Source organism: Streptomyces sp. NPDC094034, from assembly GCF_040303865.1.
GTDB lineage: Bacteria > Actinomycetota > Actinomycetes > Streptomycetales > Streptomycetaceae > Streptomyces.
This window is the reverse complement of record NZ_JBEOUD010000023.1, coordinates 44,520-58,576: the sequence shown is the minus strand read 5'-3', so window position 1 is coordinate 58,576 and position 14,057 is coordinate 44,520. Positions and strand designations below refer to the sequence as shown.

Annotated in this window: 11 protein-coding genes; 5 read left to right on the top strand and 6 right to left on the bottom strand. The window is 70.7% G+C overall.

Annotation, left to right across the window (positions count from 1 at the left end; genetic code table 11):
• The first annotated feature begins 49 nt into the window (after positions 1-49).
• The 3 genes from ABTZ59_RS21230 (at position 50) to ABTZ59_RS21220 (ending at position 3,463) form a co-directional block, all read left to right on the top strand.
• The gene (locus ABTZ59_RS21230; RefSeq protein WP_351407508.1) at positions 50-733 is read left to right on the top strand and encodes a hypothetical protein; all 684 of its coding nucleotides are present in this window, start codon (positions 50-52) and stop codon (positions 731-733) included.
• Positions 734-785: 52 nt separating this feature from the next.
• Complete coding sequence (locus tag ABTZ59_RS21225) at positions 786-1,601, top strand: DsbA family protein (protein WP_351407503.1); 816 nt, start codon at positions 786-788, stop codon at positions 1,599-1,601.
• Positions 1,602-1,807: 206 nt separating this feature from the next.
• Positions 1,808-3,463: an alkaline phosphatase D family protein gene (locus tag ABTZ59_RS21220; protein WP_351407485.1), complete on the top strand. Its 1,656-nt coding sequence runs from the start codon at positions 1,808-1,810 to the stop codon at positions 3,461-3,463.
• A 108-nt stretch (positions 3,464-3,571) separates the two neighbouring features.
• On the opposite strand, the gene ABTZ59_RS21215 is transcribed toward ABTZ59_RS21220, so the two are convergent.
• Positions 3,572-4,141, bottom strand: coding sequence for a dienelactone hydrolase family protein (locus ABTZ59_RS21215; protein ID WP_351407474.1), 570 nt, complete (start codon positions 4,139-4,141; stop codon positions 3,572-3,574).
• 43 nt (positions 4,142-4,184) lie between these two features.
• On the opposite strand from ABTZ59_RS21215, the gene ABTZ59_RS21210 reads away from it, so the two are divergent.
• Positions 4,185-5,372 carry a mechanosensitive ion channel family protein gene (locus ABTZ59_RS21210; RefSeq protein ID WP_351408180.1) on the top strand — a complete coding sequence of 396 codons (1,188 nt, stop codon included), beginning with the start codon at positions 4,185-4,187 and terminating at the stop codon, positions 5,370-5,372.
• 56 nt (positions 5,373-5,428) lie between these two features.
• Here ABTZ59_RS21210 and ABTZ59_RS21205 read toward each other — a convergent pair whose 3' ends face one another.
• From ABTZ59_RS21205 to ABTZ59_RS21185, 5 genes are all read right to left on the bottom strand, one after another.
• Positions 5,429-7,015 carry a Na+/H+ antiporter gene (locus tag ABTZ59_RS21205; protein ID WP_351407465.1) on the bottom strand — a complete coding sequence of 529 codons (1,587 nt, stop codon included), beginning with the start codon at positions 7,013-7,015 and terminating at the stop codon, positions 5,429-5,431.
• 192 nt (positions 7,016-7,207) lie between these two features.
• Positions 7,208-7,690, bottom strand: coding sequence for a GNAT family N-acetyltransferase (locus tag ABTZ59_RS21200; RefSeq protein WP_351407455.1), 483 nt, complete (start codon positions 7,688-7,690; stop codon positions 7,208-7,210).
• The gene (locus ABTZ59_RS21195) at positions 7,687-8,628 is read right to left on the bottom strand and encodes an RluA family pseudouridine synthase (protein ID WP_351407446.1); all 942 of its coding nucleotides are present in this window, start codon (positions 8,626-8,628) and stop codon (positions 7,687-7,689) included. Before ABTZ59_RS21195 ends, ABTZ59_RS21200 begins: the two co-directional genes overlap by 4 nt.
• A gap of 53 nt (positions 8,629-8,681) precedes the next feature.
• The gene (gene lspA / locus ABTZ59_RS21190) at positions 8,682-9,242 is read right to left on the bottom strand and encodes a signal peptidase II (RefSeq protein ID WP_351407438.1); all 561 of its coding nucleotides are present in this window, start codon (positions 9,240-9,242) and stop codon (positions 8,682-8,684) included.
• Positions 9,243-9,304: 62 nt separating this feature from the next.
• On the bottom strand, positions 9,305-10,189 hold the full coding sequence (locus ABTZ59_RS21185) for a TraR/DksA family transcriptional regulator (RefSeq protein WP_351407423.1): 885 nt from the start codon (positions 10,187-10,189) through the stop codon (positions 9,305-9,307).
• Positions 10,190-10,757: 568 nt separating this feature from the next.
• Here ABTZ59_RS21185 and ileS point away from each other — a divergent pair.
• Complete coding sequence (gene ileS / locus ABTZ59_RS21180) at positions 10,758-13,907, top strand: isoleucine--tRNA ligase (protein WP_351408136.1); 3,150 nt, start codon at positions 10,758-10,760, stop codon at positions 13,905-13,907.
• The last annotated feature ends 150 nt before the right edge of the window (positions 13,908-14,057 follow it).

The following is a 14,057-nucleotide window of genomic DNA, read 5'->3' as shown; positions in this document are numbered from 1 at the left end:
ACGGATCCTTAAGGACCGCTTACAGGGACGCATGGCACACTCGGCGACGATGGACATATCGGGGACGCGGCTCAGGGCGGCGCGGGCAGCACTGTTCACGGCACTGGTCGTGACGCTGTCCGCGGGCTCGCATGTGCTGCTGTCCCGGGCCCCGCTGCCCCTGACCGTCGTCGCCGTGCTCAGCGTCGTGGTGTTCCTGGTCGCCTACGCGGCGGCGGGCCGCGAGCGGGGCTTCTGGCGGATCGCGGCCCTGCTGGTCCCGCTCGAACTGGCCGCGGACACCGTCTTCACCAGCGGTCAGCACGCCTGTTACGGCCCGGCCGGCGGCCCCGTCGCGGGGTCGCTGCGCTCGGTCGGCTTCGACGTCCTGTGCGGGGGCGTCTTCGGTACGCCGCTGCCCGGTGTGGTCTCCCCCGAGGGCGCCGCGGCCACGCTGCTGAGCTCTCCCGACCCGGCTCTGCCCTGGCTGCTGCTGGCCGCCCATGTCTCGATCGGGCTGCTCGCCGCGTGCTGGCTGCGGCACGGCGAGTCCGCGCTGTCCCGGCTGGTCCGGGCCGCGGGCGCCCGCGCCTTCCGCCCGCTGCTGATCGCCGTCGCGGCGGCGGGCACGGTCCGCGGGACCGTACGGCGCGGACCGCGCCCGGCGGTCCGCCCGCGGCCGTCCCGTACCCGCCTTCTCGTGCACTCCGTAGGACGGCGGGGGCCGCCGCGCCTCGCGCTCAGCGCTGTCTGAGCCCCGCGCCCGTCCCCAGCAGTAGTCACGTCATCACACGGAGTGAATCATCATGAGCGCACGCAACAACAAGGCCAACAAGGCGGCAGCCCGCGAGCGACTGCGCGAGGAGCGCGAGCGGCAGGCGAGGAAGGACAAGGTCCGCCGGCAGCTCGTCGTCCTCGGCTCGGCCGTCGTGGTCCTCGCGATAGCCGGCGGCGTGGGCTTCGCCGTCGTCCAGGCCAACAAGCCCTCGCACTGGGAGGCGATGAAGGACGAGACGTCCGTCGTGGCCCCGAAGAACACCGAGGGCGCGAACGGTACGACCGTCGTCATCGGCAAGGCCGACGCCAAGAACACGCTGGAGCTGTACGAGGACTCCCGCTGCCCGGTCTGCGCGACCTTCGAGCAGACGGTCGGCGAGACCGTGCAGAACGGTGTCGACTCCGGCAAGTTCAAGATCAAGTACGTCGGCGCGACCTTTATCGACAACTCCGACAACGGCACCGGCTCGAAGAACGCCCTGTCGGCACTGGGCGCGGCGCTCAATGTGAGCCCCGAGGCGTTCCTCCAGTACAAGACCGCTCTCTACTCGGCGGAGTTCCACCCCGAGGAGACCAACGACAAGTTCGCCAAGGACAGTTATCTGATCCAGGTGGCGGACTCGGTGAGCGCGCTCAAGGACAACAAGGCGTTCCAGAAAGACGTCACGGACGGTACGTACGACGCCTGGGCGATGAAGATGTCCGCAGTCTTCGACAAGAGCGGGGTGGGCGGCACCCCGACGCTGAAGCTGGACGGCAAGAAGCTCACCAGCGAGGGCACCGAGAACCCGCCCCTGACGGTGGCGGAGTTCAACGCGGCGGTCACCAAGGCCCTCAAGGGCTGAGGTCGGAGGCGGGAGGCCCCCGGTCCGCGTGCGAGCCCCCGGTCCGCCCCGGTCGGCGCAGGGGCCCCCGGTCCGTGGGCGGGGACTTCGGCCCGGAGGCGTGAGCCCTCCGGACCGTGACCGCCGGGCAGCCGGTGTTCGACGGGCAGGCGAATATTCCCGATTCGCCTGCCCCGTCGCCGTACCGGTCAGTAATCTCATCGCCCGTGACCAGTCTCCCGGCTCCTTCGCCGCGTCGCCGCACGGTCGTCAAGGCCGCTGCCGCCACCGCCACTGCCGCCGCTCTCGCCACCCCGGCCGTTCTCGGCGGCACCGCCACCGCCTCCGCCGCCGAGGCGCCCGCCTTCCTCCACGGTGTCGCCTCCGGCGATCCACTCCCCGACGGTGTCCTGCTGTGGACCCGCGTCACCCCCGCGCCCGACGCCGTACCCGGCTCGGGCAAGGGAGCGGACACCGAGGTGCTCTGGGAGGTCGCCGAGGACAAGCAGTTCACATCCGTCGTCGCCCGGGGCAGCACCACCGCGCGCGCCGCGTCGGACCATACGGTCAAGGTCGATGTAAGGGGTCTGCGCCAGGCGGCCGTTCATTACTTCCGGTTCACCGCGGGCGGCACCGTCTCCCCCGTCGGCCGTACGCGTACGACGTCCGCGCCCGACGCCGCCACTCCCGGTGTGCGCTTCGGCGTGGTCTCCTGTGCCAACTGGGAGGCCGGTTACTTCTCCGCGTACCGGCATCTGGCCGCCCGCGCCGACCTCGACGCCGTCCTCCATCTCGGCGACTACCTCTACGAGTACGCGACCGGCGGCTTCCCGGGGACGGACGGTGTCGTACGGCAGCACGAACCGACGCACGAGATCATCAGCCTCGCCGACTACCGCGCACGGCACGGCCGCTACAAATCCGATGCCGACCTGCGGGCGGTGCATGCCGCCCACCCCGTGATCGCCATCTGGGACGACCACGAGTTCGCCAATGACGCCTGGTCGGGCGGCGCGGAGAACCACACGCCCGGCACGGAGGGCGCCTGGGCCGACCGGGCGGCGGCCGCCAGGCAGGCGTACTTCGAGTGGATGCCCGTCCGCGCCTCCACCGAGGGCACCGTCTACCGCAGGCTGCGTTTCGGCGCGTTCGCCGACCTCCATCTGCTGGATCTGCGGTCGTTCCGCTCCCAGCAGACGACGATCGGCGACGGCGCGGTGGACGATCCCGAGCGTACGATCACCGGCCGCGCCCAGCTCGACTGGCTGAAGGCGGGTCTGGCGGAATCGGACGCCGCCTGGCGGCTGGTCGGCACATCGGTGATGATCTCGCCGGTCGCCTTCGGCTCACTGCCCGCCCATCTGCTGGGCCCGATAGCCGAGTTGCTCGGCCTGCCCAAGGAAGGTCTCGCCGTCAATGTCGACCAGTGGGACGGCTATACGCACGACCGCAAGGAACTGCTCGCGCATCTGACCGGGCGCGGGATCCAGAACACGGTCTTCCTGACCGGTGACATCCATATGGCGTGGGCCAACGATGTGCCGGTCACGGCGGCCACCTATCCGCTCTCCCGCTCCGCCGCCACGGAGTTCGTGGTCACCTCGGTCACCTCCGACAATCTGGACGACCTGCTGCATGTGCCGGCCGGGACGCTCTCGGTGGTCGCGTCCGCCGCGGTCAGGGCCGCCAACCGCCATGTGAAGTGGGTGGACATGGACCACCACGGCTATGGCGTGCTCGATGTCACGAACGAGCGGACGCAGATGGACTACTACACGATCTCCGACCGGACCGACCCCGCCGCCACCACCGCCTGGGCCCGCTCGTACCGCACGGCGTCGGGCTCACAGCGGGTGGAACGGGCCGATCAGCCCGTCCGCTGACCGGCGCGCGAGCCTCGGAGCGCGCGAGCCTCGGAGCGCGCGGGCTTCCGAGCGCTCGGAACTCGGAGCGCGCCGGGCCATGGAACTCCCCGGCCCGGCGCGCGAGTCTCAGAGCGAGTCGATGAAGGCGAGGCCGGTCCGCCAGGTCGCCTCGGCGGCCGACTCGTCGTAGTCCGGCAGATCGGGGTCGGTGTAGAGATGCCCTGCCCCCGGGTAACGGTAGATCTCCACATCGGCCCCGGCCTGCCGCATCCTCAGATACCAGGCGGTCAGCCAGTCGTGCGGCTCGAACGGGTCCGGGTCCGCGACATGCAGTTGTACGGGCAGCTCGTCCACGGACGCGTTCTCCGCGATGTCGGACGTACCGTGCATCAGCAGCAGCCCGCGCGCCTTGGTGTCGCCGAGCGCCAGCGTCTGCGCGATCGAGCCACCGAGCGAGAAACCCGCGTACACCAGACCGCGATCCGAATACGGCGCGGCGGCCAGCACCGCGCGGCGCAGCAGTTCGTCCTTGCCGATCTTGTCCTTCAGGGCCCTGCCCTCCTCCACGGAGGTCGCGGTTTGGCCCTCGAAGAGGTCGGGCACGCGCACCTGGTGTCCGGCGGCACGCAGCCGGTCGGCGGCGGCGTGCACGGCAGGGCGCAGACCGTGGACGGAATGGAAGAGCATGATGTCCATCAGGACATCCTGCCAGCCCGTATCGGAACCCGACGAGGGAGCCATGGAGAACGTACTGCGCCCACTTCTCGTGCTCGGCGGCTCGGTGCTGCTGACGCTCGCGCTCGGCTGGATCGTCGATCTGGTGCTGCGCCGCGCGGACGCCCGGCACTCCGAGACCCCGCTGTGGGGGCTGCTGCGACGCTGCCGGCTGCCGCTCCAGGTGGTCGTGCTCACGGCACTGCTGCGCGGTACGTTCCGGGAGACCCGGTGGCGGGTCATCGAGAGCCACCACGACGGGATCGGCCGGGCGCTCTCGCTGGTGCTCATCGGCGCCGGCGCCTGGCTGGTGGTCGGGGTCGTCTCGGCGGCCGTGGAATCCACGTACGCCCGGTACGCGGCCTCGACCCGGGACGCGGCCCGTCTGCGCCGGGTCCGTACCCAAGTGACGCTGATCATGCGGATCGTCACGGCCGTCGTCGTGGTCGTCGCGGTGGCGGCGATCCTGCTCACCTTCCCCGACATGCGGGCGGTCGGCACCTCGATCCTGGCCTCCGCGGGCATCATCGGCATCGTCGCCGGTGTGGCCGCGCAGTCCACGCTCGGCAATCTCTTCGCGGGCTTCCAGATCGCCTTCGGGGACATGGTGCGGATCGGCGACACGGTGGTGGTGGACGGCGAGTGGGGCGTGGTCGAGGAGGTCACGCTCACGTTCCTCGCCGTGCGGACCTGGGACGAGCGGCGCATCACGATGCCGGTGTCGTACTTCACCAGCAAGCCCTTCGAGAACTGGTCGCGCGGCGGGGTCCAGATGACCGGCACCGTCTTCTTCCAGCTGGATCACTCGGCGCCGATGGGGCCGATGCGCGAGAAGCTGCACGAGATCCTGCTGGCCTGCCCGGCCTGGGACGGCAGGGCCTGGAACCTGGCGGTCACCGACACCGCCACGACCACGATGGAGGTGCGCGCGGTGGTCACGGCCAAGGACGCGGACGACATCTGGACGGTGCGCTGCGCGGTACGCGAGGAGATGATCGGCTGGCTGGTGGAGAACCATCCGTACGCGCTGCCCAGGATCTCGACGGATCTCGCCCACGGACTTCTCCCGCGTGGCCGGAGCCCGCTGCCCGCGGAGCGGACCGAGCGCGACGAGCGCGACGAGCGCGATACCGGCGAGCGGCGGGACCGCGAGGAGAACGAGGACCGCGGGGAGAACGAAGACACCGACCGTCCCCGCACGGGCCGCGCCTAACACTGTGCCCCGGTTCGGCGGCGCCGCCGAACCGGCGTCGGCTCAGCGGCACCGGCTCAGCGCATGCTGCGCACATCCAGATGGCGCAGGACACGGTCCACGACCTCAGGGTCCGAGCCCGGCTCGTTGCGGGCCGACAGCACCTCGTGACGGGCGGCCGACATCATCTCGCGCTGAATGCGCTGGACGGTCTTCACGCGCTCCGCCCGCTTGGTGAACCACTCACGCCGCTCGTCATCGATCAGATCGGGGCTGATCCGCACACCGATGTCACCGGCGCCCCGCTGGAGCCGTTCGCTGACCTCCTCCGGCAGGTCCTCGACGTCCTCGATCTCCCTGAGCCGGTGCTTGGCCGCCTTGGCGGCGCGGATCGCGAGCGCGTGTTCCAGCTCGCGTTCCGCGTTCGCGTCCGCCCGTACGCCGAGCTTGCGCACCAGCCAGGGCAGGGTCAGGCCCTGGCAGACCAGCGTCGCCATGATGACCGCGAACGCGATGAAGATGATCTCCTCGCGGCCGGGGAACGGCTCGCCGCTGTCGGTCTTCAGCGGGATCGCCAGCGCCAGGGCGACCGAGGCCACCCCGCGCATTCCGGCCCACCACATGATCACGGTCTCGCGCCAGCTGGTCGGGATCTCCTCGTCGTAGTCGCGGAGTTTGTGCATCCGCTTGGCCAGCCAGGTCGCGGGCAGCAGCCACAGCAGCCGTACGAACACGACGACCCCGATGACCGCCGCGCCCCAGCCGAGCATCTCGTACGCGTGGCCCCCGGCCGCGCCGAAGGCGTTGTGGAGCTCCAGCCCGATCAGCCCGAAGGCGACCCCGGTCACCAGGGTGTCGACGACCTGCCAGAAGGAGTTGCCGGCCAGCCGCCCCATCACGTCGTCGGCGTCCGCCGTGTGCGTGGCCAGGAAGAGCGCGGTGGTCAGGACGGCGAGCACACCCGAGCCGTGCAGCTCTTCGGCCAGCACATAGCCGGCGAACGGCACCAGCAGCGAGAGCCCGATCTGCAAGGTCGCGTCGCCGAGCACCGACATCAGCTTGTTGGAGATCCAGCCGAGCACGAGCCCCACCGCCACGGCGACCACCGCCGAGAGTACGAGCGAGCCGGCCGCGCCCGGCCAGGAGAACGTTCCGCTGACGACCGCGGCGATCGCCACGTGGTAGAGGACGATCGCGGTGACATCGTTGAACAGCCCCTCGCCCTCAAGGATCGAGACCAGCCGCCGGGGCAGTCCGAGGGAGCCCGCGACGGCGGTCGCGGCCACCGGGTCGGGCGGCGCGACGAGCGCCCCGAGCGCGACCGCGGCGGCGAGCGGCAGTCCGGGCACGATGGAGTTGGCCACCACCGCGACGGCCGCCGTCGTCACGAAGACCAGCGCGACCGCGAGCAGCAGGATGGGGCGCACATTCGCCGCGAACTGCCGCCAGGAGGTGCGTTGCACGGCGGCGTACAGCAGCGGCGGCAAGAGAAGCGGAAGAATAAACTCCGGCGGCACGTGCACATTCGGCACGAACGGCAGCAGGGCCAGGACGATCCCCACCAGAGTCATCAGCACCGGCGAGGGCAGCCCCAGCCGCTGCCCGAGCGGCACCGTGACCACCGCGCCCAGCAACAGCACGAGCAGCAGCGCCAACTGGTCCACGGTGGGCCCTCCAGTGATCGAAAGCCTGACGGCAGACATCGGTGGTCAGGGCCTCCACCCTGTCACGCACGCTGTCCGAAACTCCCCAGGGGGTGGCCGAAAGACGCTACGGAGGCGACCGCGTCCGCCAGAGCCTGTCCGGTCGGTCTTCGCGGACCGGCGAACATCGACCGGACAGGACGGGGACAGAACCTAGAGCGTCCGGCGCATCGACCGGTGCGCGATGCCCGCGTCCTGGAACTCGGGGCCGTACGCCGCGTATCCCAGCCGCTCGTAGAAGCCCAGCGCGTGCGACTGCGCGTGCAGGTCCACCACCGTGAGCCCGCGCTCGCGGGCCGCCTCCTCGACGGCCCGCACCAGCGCGACGCCGATACCGAGACCCCGGGCCGTCGCGACGACCGCCAGCCGTCCCAGCGAACCGACGGACGGGTCCCCGCCGGTGCGGTCGGCGGCCTCGGGCCCGTACAGCAGCCGCGCGGTGCCCAGCGGCGTCCCGTCCTCGCGCAGGGCGAGAAGGTGGAGCGCCCGCTCATCACGGCCGTCGTACTCGATGTCCTCGGCGACCCGCTGCTCGACGACGAAGACCTCCTTGCGGACCGCGAAGCACGCCTCGATGTCCGCCGGTCCGGTCGCGATCCGCAGGTGGAAGCCGGAGCCGTCGCCACCCGGGGTCATCCGTTGCTCTCCGCCCTGACCTTGTCCAGCGCGCCCTGGAGATCGTCGGGGTAGCCGCTGGAGTACTCCACCCACCGCCCGTCCGACGGGTGCTCGAAGCCGAGCCGTACGGCGTGCAGCCACTGCCGGGTCAGCCCCAGCCGCTTGGCCAGTGTCGGATCGGCGCCATAGGTCAGATCGCCCACGCACGGATGGCGGTGGGCGGACATGTGCACCCGGATCTGGTGCGTACGGCCCGTCTCCAGCTTGATGTCCAGCAGCGAGGCCGACCGGAACGCCTCGATCAGGTCGTAGTGCGTCACCGACGGTTTGCCCTCGGCGGTGACCGCCCACTTGTAGTCGTGGTTCGGGTGGCGGCCGATGGGAGCGTCGATGGTGCCGCTCATCGGGTCGGGGTGGCCCTGCACCAGCGCGTGGTAGCGCTTGTCGACGACCCGCTCCTTGAACTGCGCCTTGAGCAGGGTGTACGCGCGCTCCGACTTGGCCACCACCATCAGCCCGGAGGTGCCGACGTCCAGCCGGTGCACGATGCCCTGCCGCTCGGCCGCCCCCGAGGTGGAGATGCGGTAGCCGGCGGCGGCCAGACCGCCGATGACGGTCGTACCGCTCCAGCCGGGGCTGGGGTGCGCGGCGACACCGACCGGCTTGACGATCACCACGATGTCGTCGTCGTCGTGCACGATCTCCATGCCCTCGACGGGCTCGGCCACGATCTGCACGGGGACGGCGGCCCCCGGCATCTCGACCTCCAGCCAGGCCCCGCCGTTCACCCGCTCGGACTTCCCGACGACGGAGCCGTCGACCTGCACCTTCCCGGAGGCGGCCAGCTCGGCCGCCTTCGTACGGGAGAACCCGAACATACGGGCGATGGCGGCGTCGACGCGCTCGCCCTCCAGGCCATCGGGCACGGGCAGCGTTCTGATCTCGGGAAAGCTCACCTGTCGAGTATGCCTTGTCGTCACAAGGCACCGGACCGCGCGCCCGGGGACCCTCAGTCCTTGTGGACGGTCCCGTCGGGGTCGAGGCCACGGAACGACAGCAGCACGATGAGGATGCCCCCGCAGACGATCGCGGAGTCGGCGAGATTGAAGACCGCGAAGTGCGCGGGCGCGATGAAGTCGACCACGGCGCCCTGGAAGACACCCGGCGCACGGAAGATCCGGTCGGTGAGATTGCCCAGCGCGCCACCGAGCAGCAGCCCCAGCGCGATCGCCCAGGGCAGGCTGTAGAGCTTGCGGGCCAGCCGCGCGATCACCACGATCACCGCCGCCGCGATACACGTGAAGATCACCGTGAACGCCTCGCCGATACCGAAGGCGGCGCCCGGGTTCCTGATCGCCTCGAACTTCAGCAGATCGCCGATCACCTCGATCGGCTCGTGGTGCTCCAGCTTGGCCACCACGAGCATCTTGCTGGAGAGGTCCAGCAGATAAGCCACCACGGCGACGGCGAAGAGGGCGGCGATCCTGCGCTTCCCTCTGGGCCGCTCGGCGGCGGCCGCGGCCTCGTCGTCAACCTCCGGCGTACCGATGCTGCGCTCCGCCTCTGCCACGTAAGTTCCTCAACCCTCTAGGTACCTGACTGAGGACGAGCGTACGGCACACCTGTACGCGTTCAGCCTCGACGTTCCTGTTTCTGCTTGTCCTCCACACAGAGTGTGGCCCGGGGGAACGCCTGCATCCTGGCCTTGCCGATCGGCTTTCCGCAGATCTCGCAGAGCCCGTACGTCCCGGCGTCGAGCCGCTGGAGCGCACGCTCGGTCTGCTCCAGCATCTCGCGGGCATTGGCGGCGAGCGACATCTCGTGCTCCCGCGTGATGTTCTTCGTGCCGGTGTCCGCGTCGTCGTCACCGGCGCCGTCCCCGGAGTCCCGCATCAGCCCGGCCAGCGCGGTCTCGGACGAGGTGATCTCGGCGCGCAGTCTGGCCGCCTCGCTCTCCAGCACCGCGCGGGCCGCCGCGACCTCCTCCGGCGTCCAGGGATCCTCGCCCGGCCGTACGGCCAGCTCCTCCGGGGATGTGGCGGCGACGCGCGCGGTGGGGACCGCCGTCGCGGCCCCCGCTCCACGCCGGCCGGCCCCCGTACCCCCGCCGTCCGCGGTCTTCTTCGCTCCCACCGTGCTGGCTCCCGTCTGTTCCGCGGCCTGGGCCGCCCCCTCGGCCGCGGGCGCGGCCTTCTTCGCGGTCTCATCGGCGGCCGCCCGGCCGGGCGCCGCCTTCTTGGCCGCGGGCTTCCTCGCGGCCGACTTCTTCGCCGGTGCCTTCTTGGCCGCCTTCTTCGCCGCGGGCTTCTTCGCCGGTGCCTTCTTGGCCGCCGCTTTCGTGGCCGGTGCCTTCTTGGCCGCTGCTTTCTTGGCCGCCGTCTTCTTGGCCGGTGCTTTCTTGGCCGGTGTCGTCTTCGCCGCCGACTTGGCTGTGGCCTTCGCCGTGGTCCTGGCCGCGCCCTCGGTCGCCGGTTTCGCCGCGGTCGTCTTCTTCGCGGCGGTCTTCTTCGCCACCATGGCCGCGGCCCCTTCACATAGGGTGATCTTGCTCGCGAATCGTGCTGGGACGATAAATCGACCCCAGCCGCGCGGCAACGGGGCACGCCGCCGGATCGACCCTCCCCACGTCTACGACAAGACCAGCCTGCATCCGTTGTGCCCAGCTTGCCGCCCGGTAATCCGCCGAGGGCCCGCGGCCAAGCCTCCGGGGCCGGTATAACCATTCGGGTCATACGCTCGGCCGTACGGCGCTCCCCCCGAAAACCGGTCGGCCGCGCCCCGCCCGGCCCCGTACACTGGGGCGAGCGAGAGGCGTGGATGGGGACGAGTAGCGTCGTACGCGGCCATGAGCGACCCGGGGACGGTGAGAGCCCGGGGGCAGAGCGCGAGGTGAAGCATCACCCCGGAGCCGCCGGAAGAAAGCCCCGGTCCCACCGGAGCGAGTAGAACCGGCAGCGCGACCCCAATGAGGGGGCCGCGGGCGGCGCACGCCCGGGGCCAAGGAGGGTGGTACCGCGGGAGCGCTGCTCTCGTCCCTCCGACGGAGATGCCGCAGTTCCGCCGGAGGAAGCGCCCCATGACACCAGTGACCCCGCCCCAGTACCGCCAGGTGCCCGCCCAGGTCGACCTGCCCGCGCTGGAGCACGCCGTGCTCGATTTCTGGCGCGAGAGCAAGGTCTTCGACAAGAGCCTCGAACAGTCCGAGGGCCGCCCCGAGTGGGTCTTCTACGAGGGCCCGCCCACCGCCAACGGCATGCCCGGCGCGCACCACATCGAGGCCCGTGTCTTCAAGGACGTCTTCCCGCGCTTTCGCACCATGCGCGGCTACCACGTCGCCCGCAAGGCCGGCTGGGACTGTCACGGCCTGCCCGTGGAGCTGGCCGTCGAGAAGGAGCTGGGCTTCACCGACAAGAAGGACATCGAGGCGTACGGCATCGCGGAGTTCAACGCCAAGTGCCGCGAGTCCGTCACCCGGCACACCGACGCCTTCGCCGAGCTGACGACCCGCATGGGGTACTGGGTCGATCTGGACGACGCGTACCGCACGATGGACCCGGAGTACATCGAGTCCGTCTGGTGGTCGCTGAAGGAGATCTTCAACAAGGGCCTGCTGGTCCAGGACTACCGCGTCGCGCCCTGGTGTCCGCGCGACCAGACGGGCCTGTCCGACCATGAGCTGGCGCAGGGGTACGAGACGGTCGTCGACCCCTCCGTCTTCGTACGCTTCCCGCTCACCTCGGGCCCCCTCGCGGGCGAGGCGGCGCTGCTGGTCTGGACGACCACCCCCTGGACCCTGGTCTCGAACACCGCCGTCGCCGCGCACCCCGACGTCAGCTATGTCGTCGCGACGAACGGCGAGGAGAAGCTCGTCGTCGCCCGGCCACTGCTGGAGAAGGCGCTCGGCGAGGGCTGGGAGACCACCGGCGAGTCGTTCACCGGCCGCGAGATGGAGCGCTGGACATATGACCGCCCCTTCGCGCTGATCGACTTCCCAGAGGGGACCGAGGCGCACTACGTCGTCAACGCCGAGTACGTCACGACCGAGGACGGTACGGGTCTGGTCCACCAGTCCCCGGCCTTCGGCGAGGACGACCTCAAGGTCTGCCGCGCGTACGGCCTCCCGGTCGTCAACCCGGTCCGCCCCGACGGCACCTTCGAGGAGAGCGTCCCGCTGGTCGGCGGGGTCTTCTTCAAGAAGGCGGACGAAGCGCTCACCGATGACCTGCGCGCACGGGGGCTGTTGCTGCGCCATGTGCCCTACGAGCACAGCTACCCGCACTGCTGGCGCTGCCACACCGCGCTCCTCTACTACGCGCAGCCGTCCTGGTACATCCGCACGACAGCGATCAAGGACCGGCTGCTTGAGGAGAACGAAGGGACCAACTGGTTCCCGGACTCGGTCAAGCACGGCCGGTACGGGGACTGGCTGAACAACAACGTCGACTGGGCGCTGTCCCGTAACCGCTACTGGGGCACTCCGCTGCCCATCTGGCGCTGTGCGGACAACCATCTGACATGCGTGGGCTCGCGCGCCGAGCTGAGCGAGCTGACGGGCACCGACCAGTCCGCGCTGGACCCGCACCGCCCGTTCATCGACGCGGTCACGTTCGGCTGCCCCACCGACGGCTGTTCGCTGGAGGCCACCCGGGTCCCGGAGGTCATCGACGCCTGGTACGACTCGGGTTCGATGCCGTTCGCGCAATGGGGCTACCCGTACAAGAACAAGGACCTCTTCGAGAAGCGCTACCCGGCGCAGTTCATCTCGGAGGCGATCGACCAGACGCGCGGCTGGTTCTACACGCTGATGGCCGTCGGCACGCTGGTCTTCGACAAGTCGTCGTACGAGAACGTGGTCTGTCTCGGCCATATCCTCGCCGAGGACGGCCGCAAGATGTCCAAGCACCTGGGCAATATCCTCCAGCCGATCCCGCTGATGGACCAGCACGGCGCGGACGCGGTCCGCTGGTTCATGGCGGCAGGCGGCTCCCCGTGGGCGGCCCGCCGCGTCGGCAACGGCACCATCCAGGAGGTCGTCCGCAAGACGCTGCTCACATACTGGAACACCGTCGCCTTCCAGGCCCTGTACGCGCGCACCTCCAACTGGGCGCCGAGCGAAGCCGATCCGGCACCGGCCGACCGCCCGCTGCTCGACCGCTGGCTGCTGAGCGAGCTGCACGCGCTGGTCGACCAGACCACCCAGGCCATGGAGGCGTACGACACCCAGCGCACCGGCAAGCTGCTCTCGGCGTTCGTCGACGATCTCTCCAACTGGTACGTACGCCGCTCGCGCCGCCGCTTCTGGGGAGGTGACAAGGCGGCGCTGCGCACCCTGCACGAGGTGGTCGAAACGGTCACGCGGCTGATGGCCCCGCTGACCCCGTTCATCACCGAGCGGGTCTGGCAGGACATGATCGTGCCGGTGACGGCCGAGGCGGCGGAGTCGGTCCATCTGACGAGCTGGCCGGAGGCCGACCTCACGGCGATCGATCCGGCGCTCTCGCGGCAGATGACGCTGGTACGCAGGCTGGTCGAGCTGGGCCGCGCGACGCGCGCCGAGTCGGGCGTGAAGACCCGCCAGCCGCTGTCCCGCGCGCTGATCGCGGCGACAGGCTTCGAGAACCTCTCCGCCGAGCTGCGCGCCCAGATCACCGAGGAGTTGAACGTCTCCGCGCTGGCGACGCTCTCCGAGGTGGGCGGCTCGCTGGTCGACACCACGGCCAAGGCGAACTTCCGCGCGCTGGGCAAGCGTTTCGGCAAGGGCGTGCAGGCGGTGGCCAAGGCCGTCGCCGAGGCGGACGCGGCGGCCCTCTCCGCCGCCCTGCGCGACGGTACGGCCACGGTGACCGTGGACGGCGAGCCGGTCTCGCTCGCCCCCGACGAGGTGATCATCACGGAGACCCCGCGCGAGGGCTGGTCGGTCGCCTCGGACTCCGGCGCGACGGTCGCCCTGGACCTGGAGATCACCCCGGAACTGCGCCTCGCGGGCCTGGCCCGTGACGCGATCCGCCTCATCCAGGAGGCCCGCAAGAACAGCGGCCTCGACGTGGCGGACCGCATCGCGGTCCGCTGGACGGCGTCGTCCCCGGCCACCACGGAGGCCCTGACGGCCCACGCCCCGCTGATCTCCGAGGAGGTCCTGGCGGCGGACTTCGCCACGGGCGAAGCGGACGAGGCGTACGGCACGGCCTTCACGGACGAGGGCCTGTCCCTCACGTTCCACCTGCGCAAGATCTGACACGCCCCCGGAACGGTCCGGCCCGGCCCCCCGGCCGGGCCGGACCGGGGCCCCAGCGGCCAGGCCGGCCACCGCACCCCCACCCGCCGACAAAAAGGGCTGGGCCCGAGGTGGAAACCCCGGGCCCAGCCCTCAGCCTGCCGACGGCTA

Coding starts and splice junctions, on each gene's coding strand:
- ABTZ59_RS21185 (WP_351407423.1), bottom strand. CDS start 10,189: ATGGTGGCGAAGAAGACCGCCGCGAAGAAGACGACCGCGGCGAAACCG.
- ABTZ59_RS21200 (WP_351407455.1), bottom strand. CDS start 7,690: ATGACCCCGGGTGGCGACGGCTCCGGCTTCCACCTGCGGATCGCGACC.
- ABTZ59_RS21210 (WP_351408180.1), top strand. CDS start 4,185: ATGGAGAACGTACTGCGCCCACTTCTCGTGCTCGGCGGCTCGGTGCTG.
- ABTZ59_RS21230 (WP_351407508.1), top strand. CDS start 50: ATGGACATATCGGGGACGCGGCTCAGGGCGGCGCGGGCAGCACTGTTC.
- ABTZ59_RS21225 (WP_351407503.1), top strand. CDS start 786: ATGAGCGCACGCAACAACAAGGCCAACAAGGCGGCAGCCCGCGAGCGA.
- ABTZ59_RS21215 (WP_351407474.1), bottom strand. CDS start 4,141: ATGGACATCATGCTCTTCCATTCCGTCCACGGTCTGCGCCCTGCCGTG.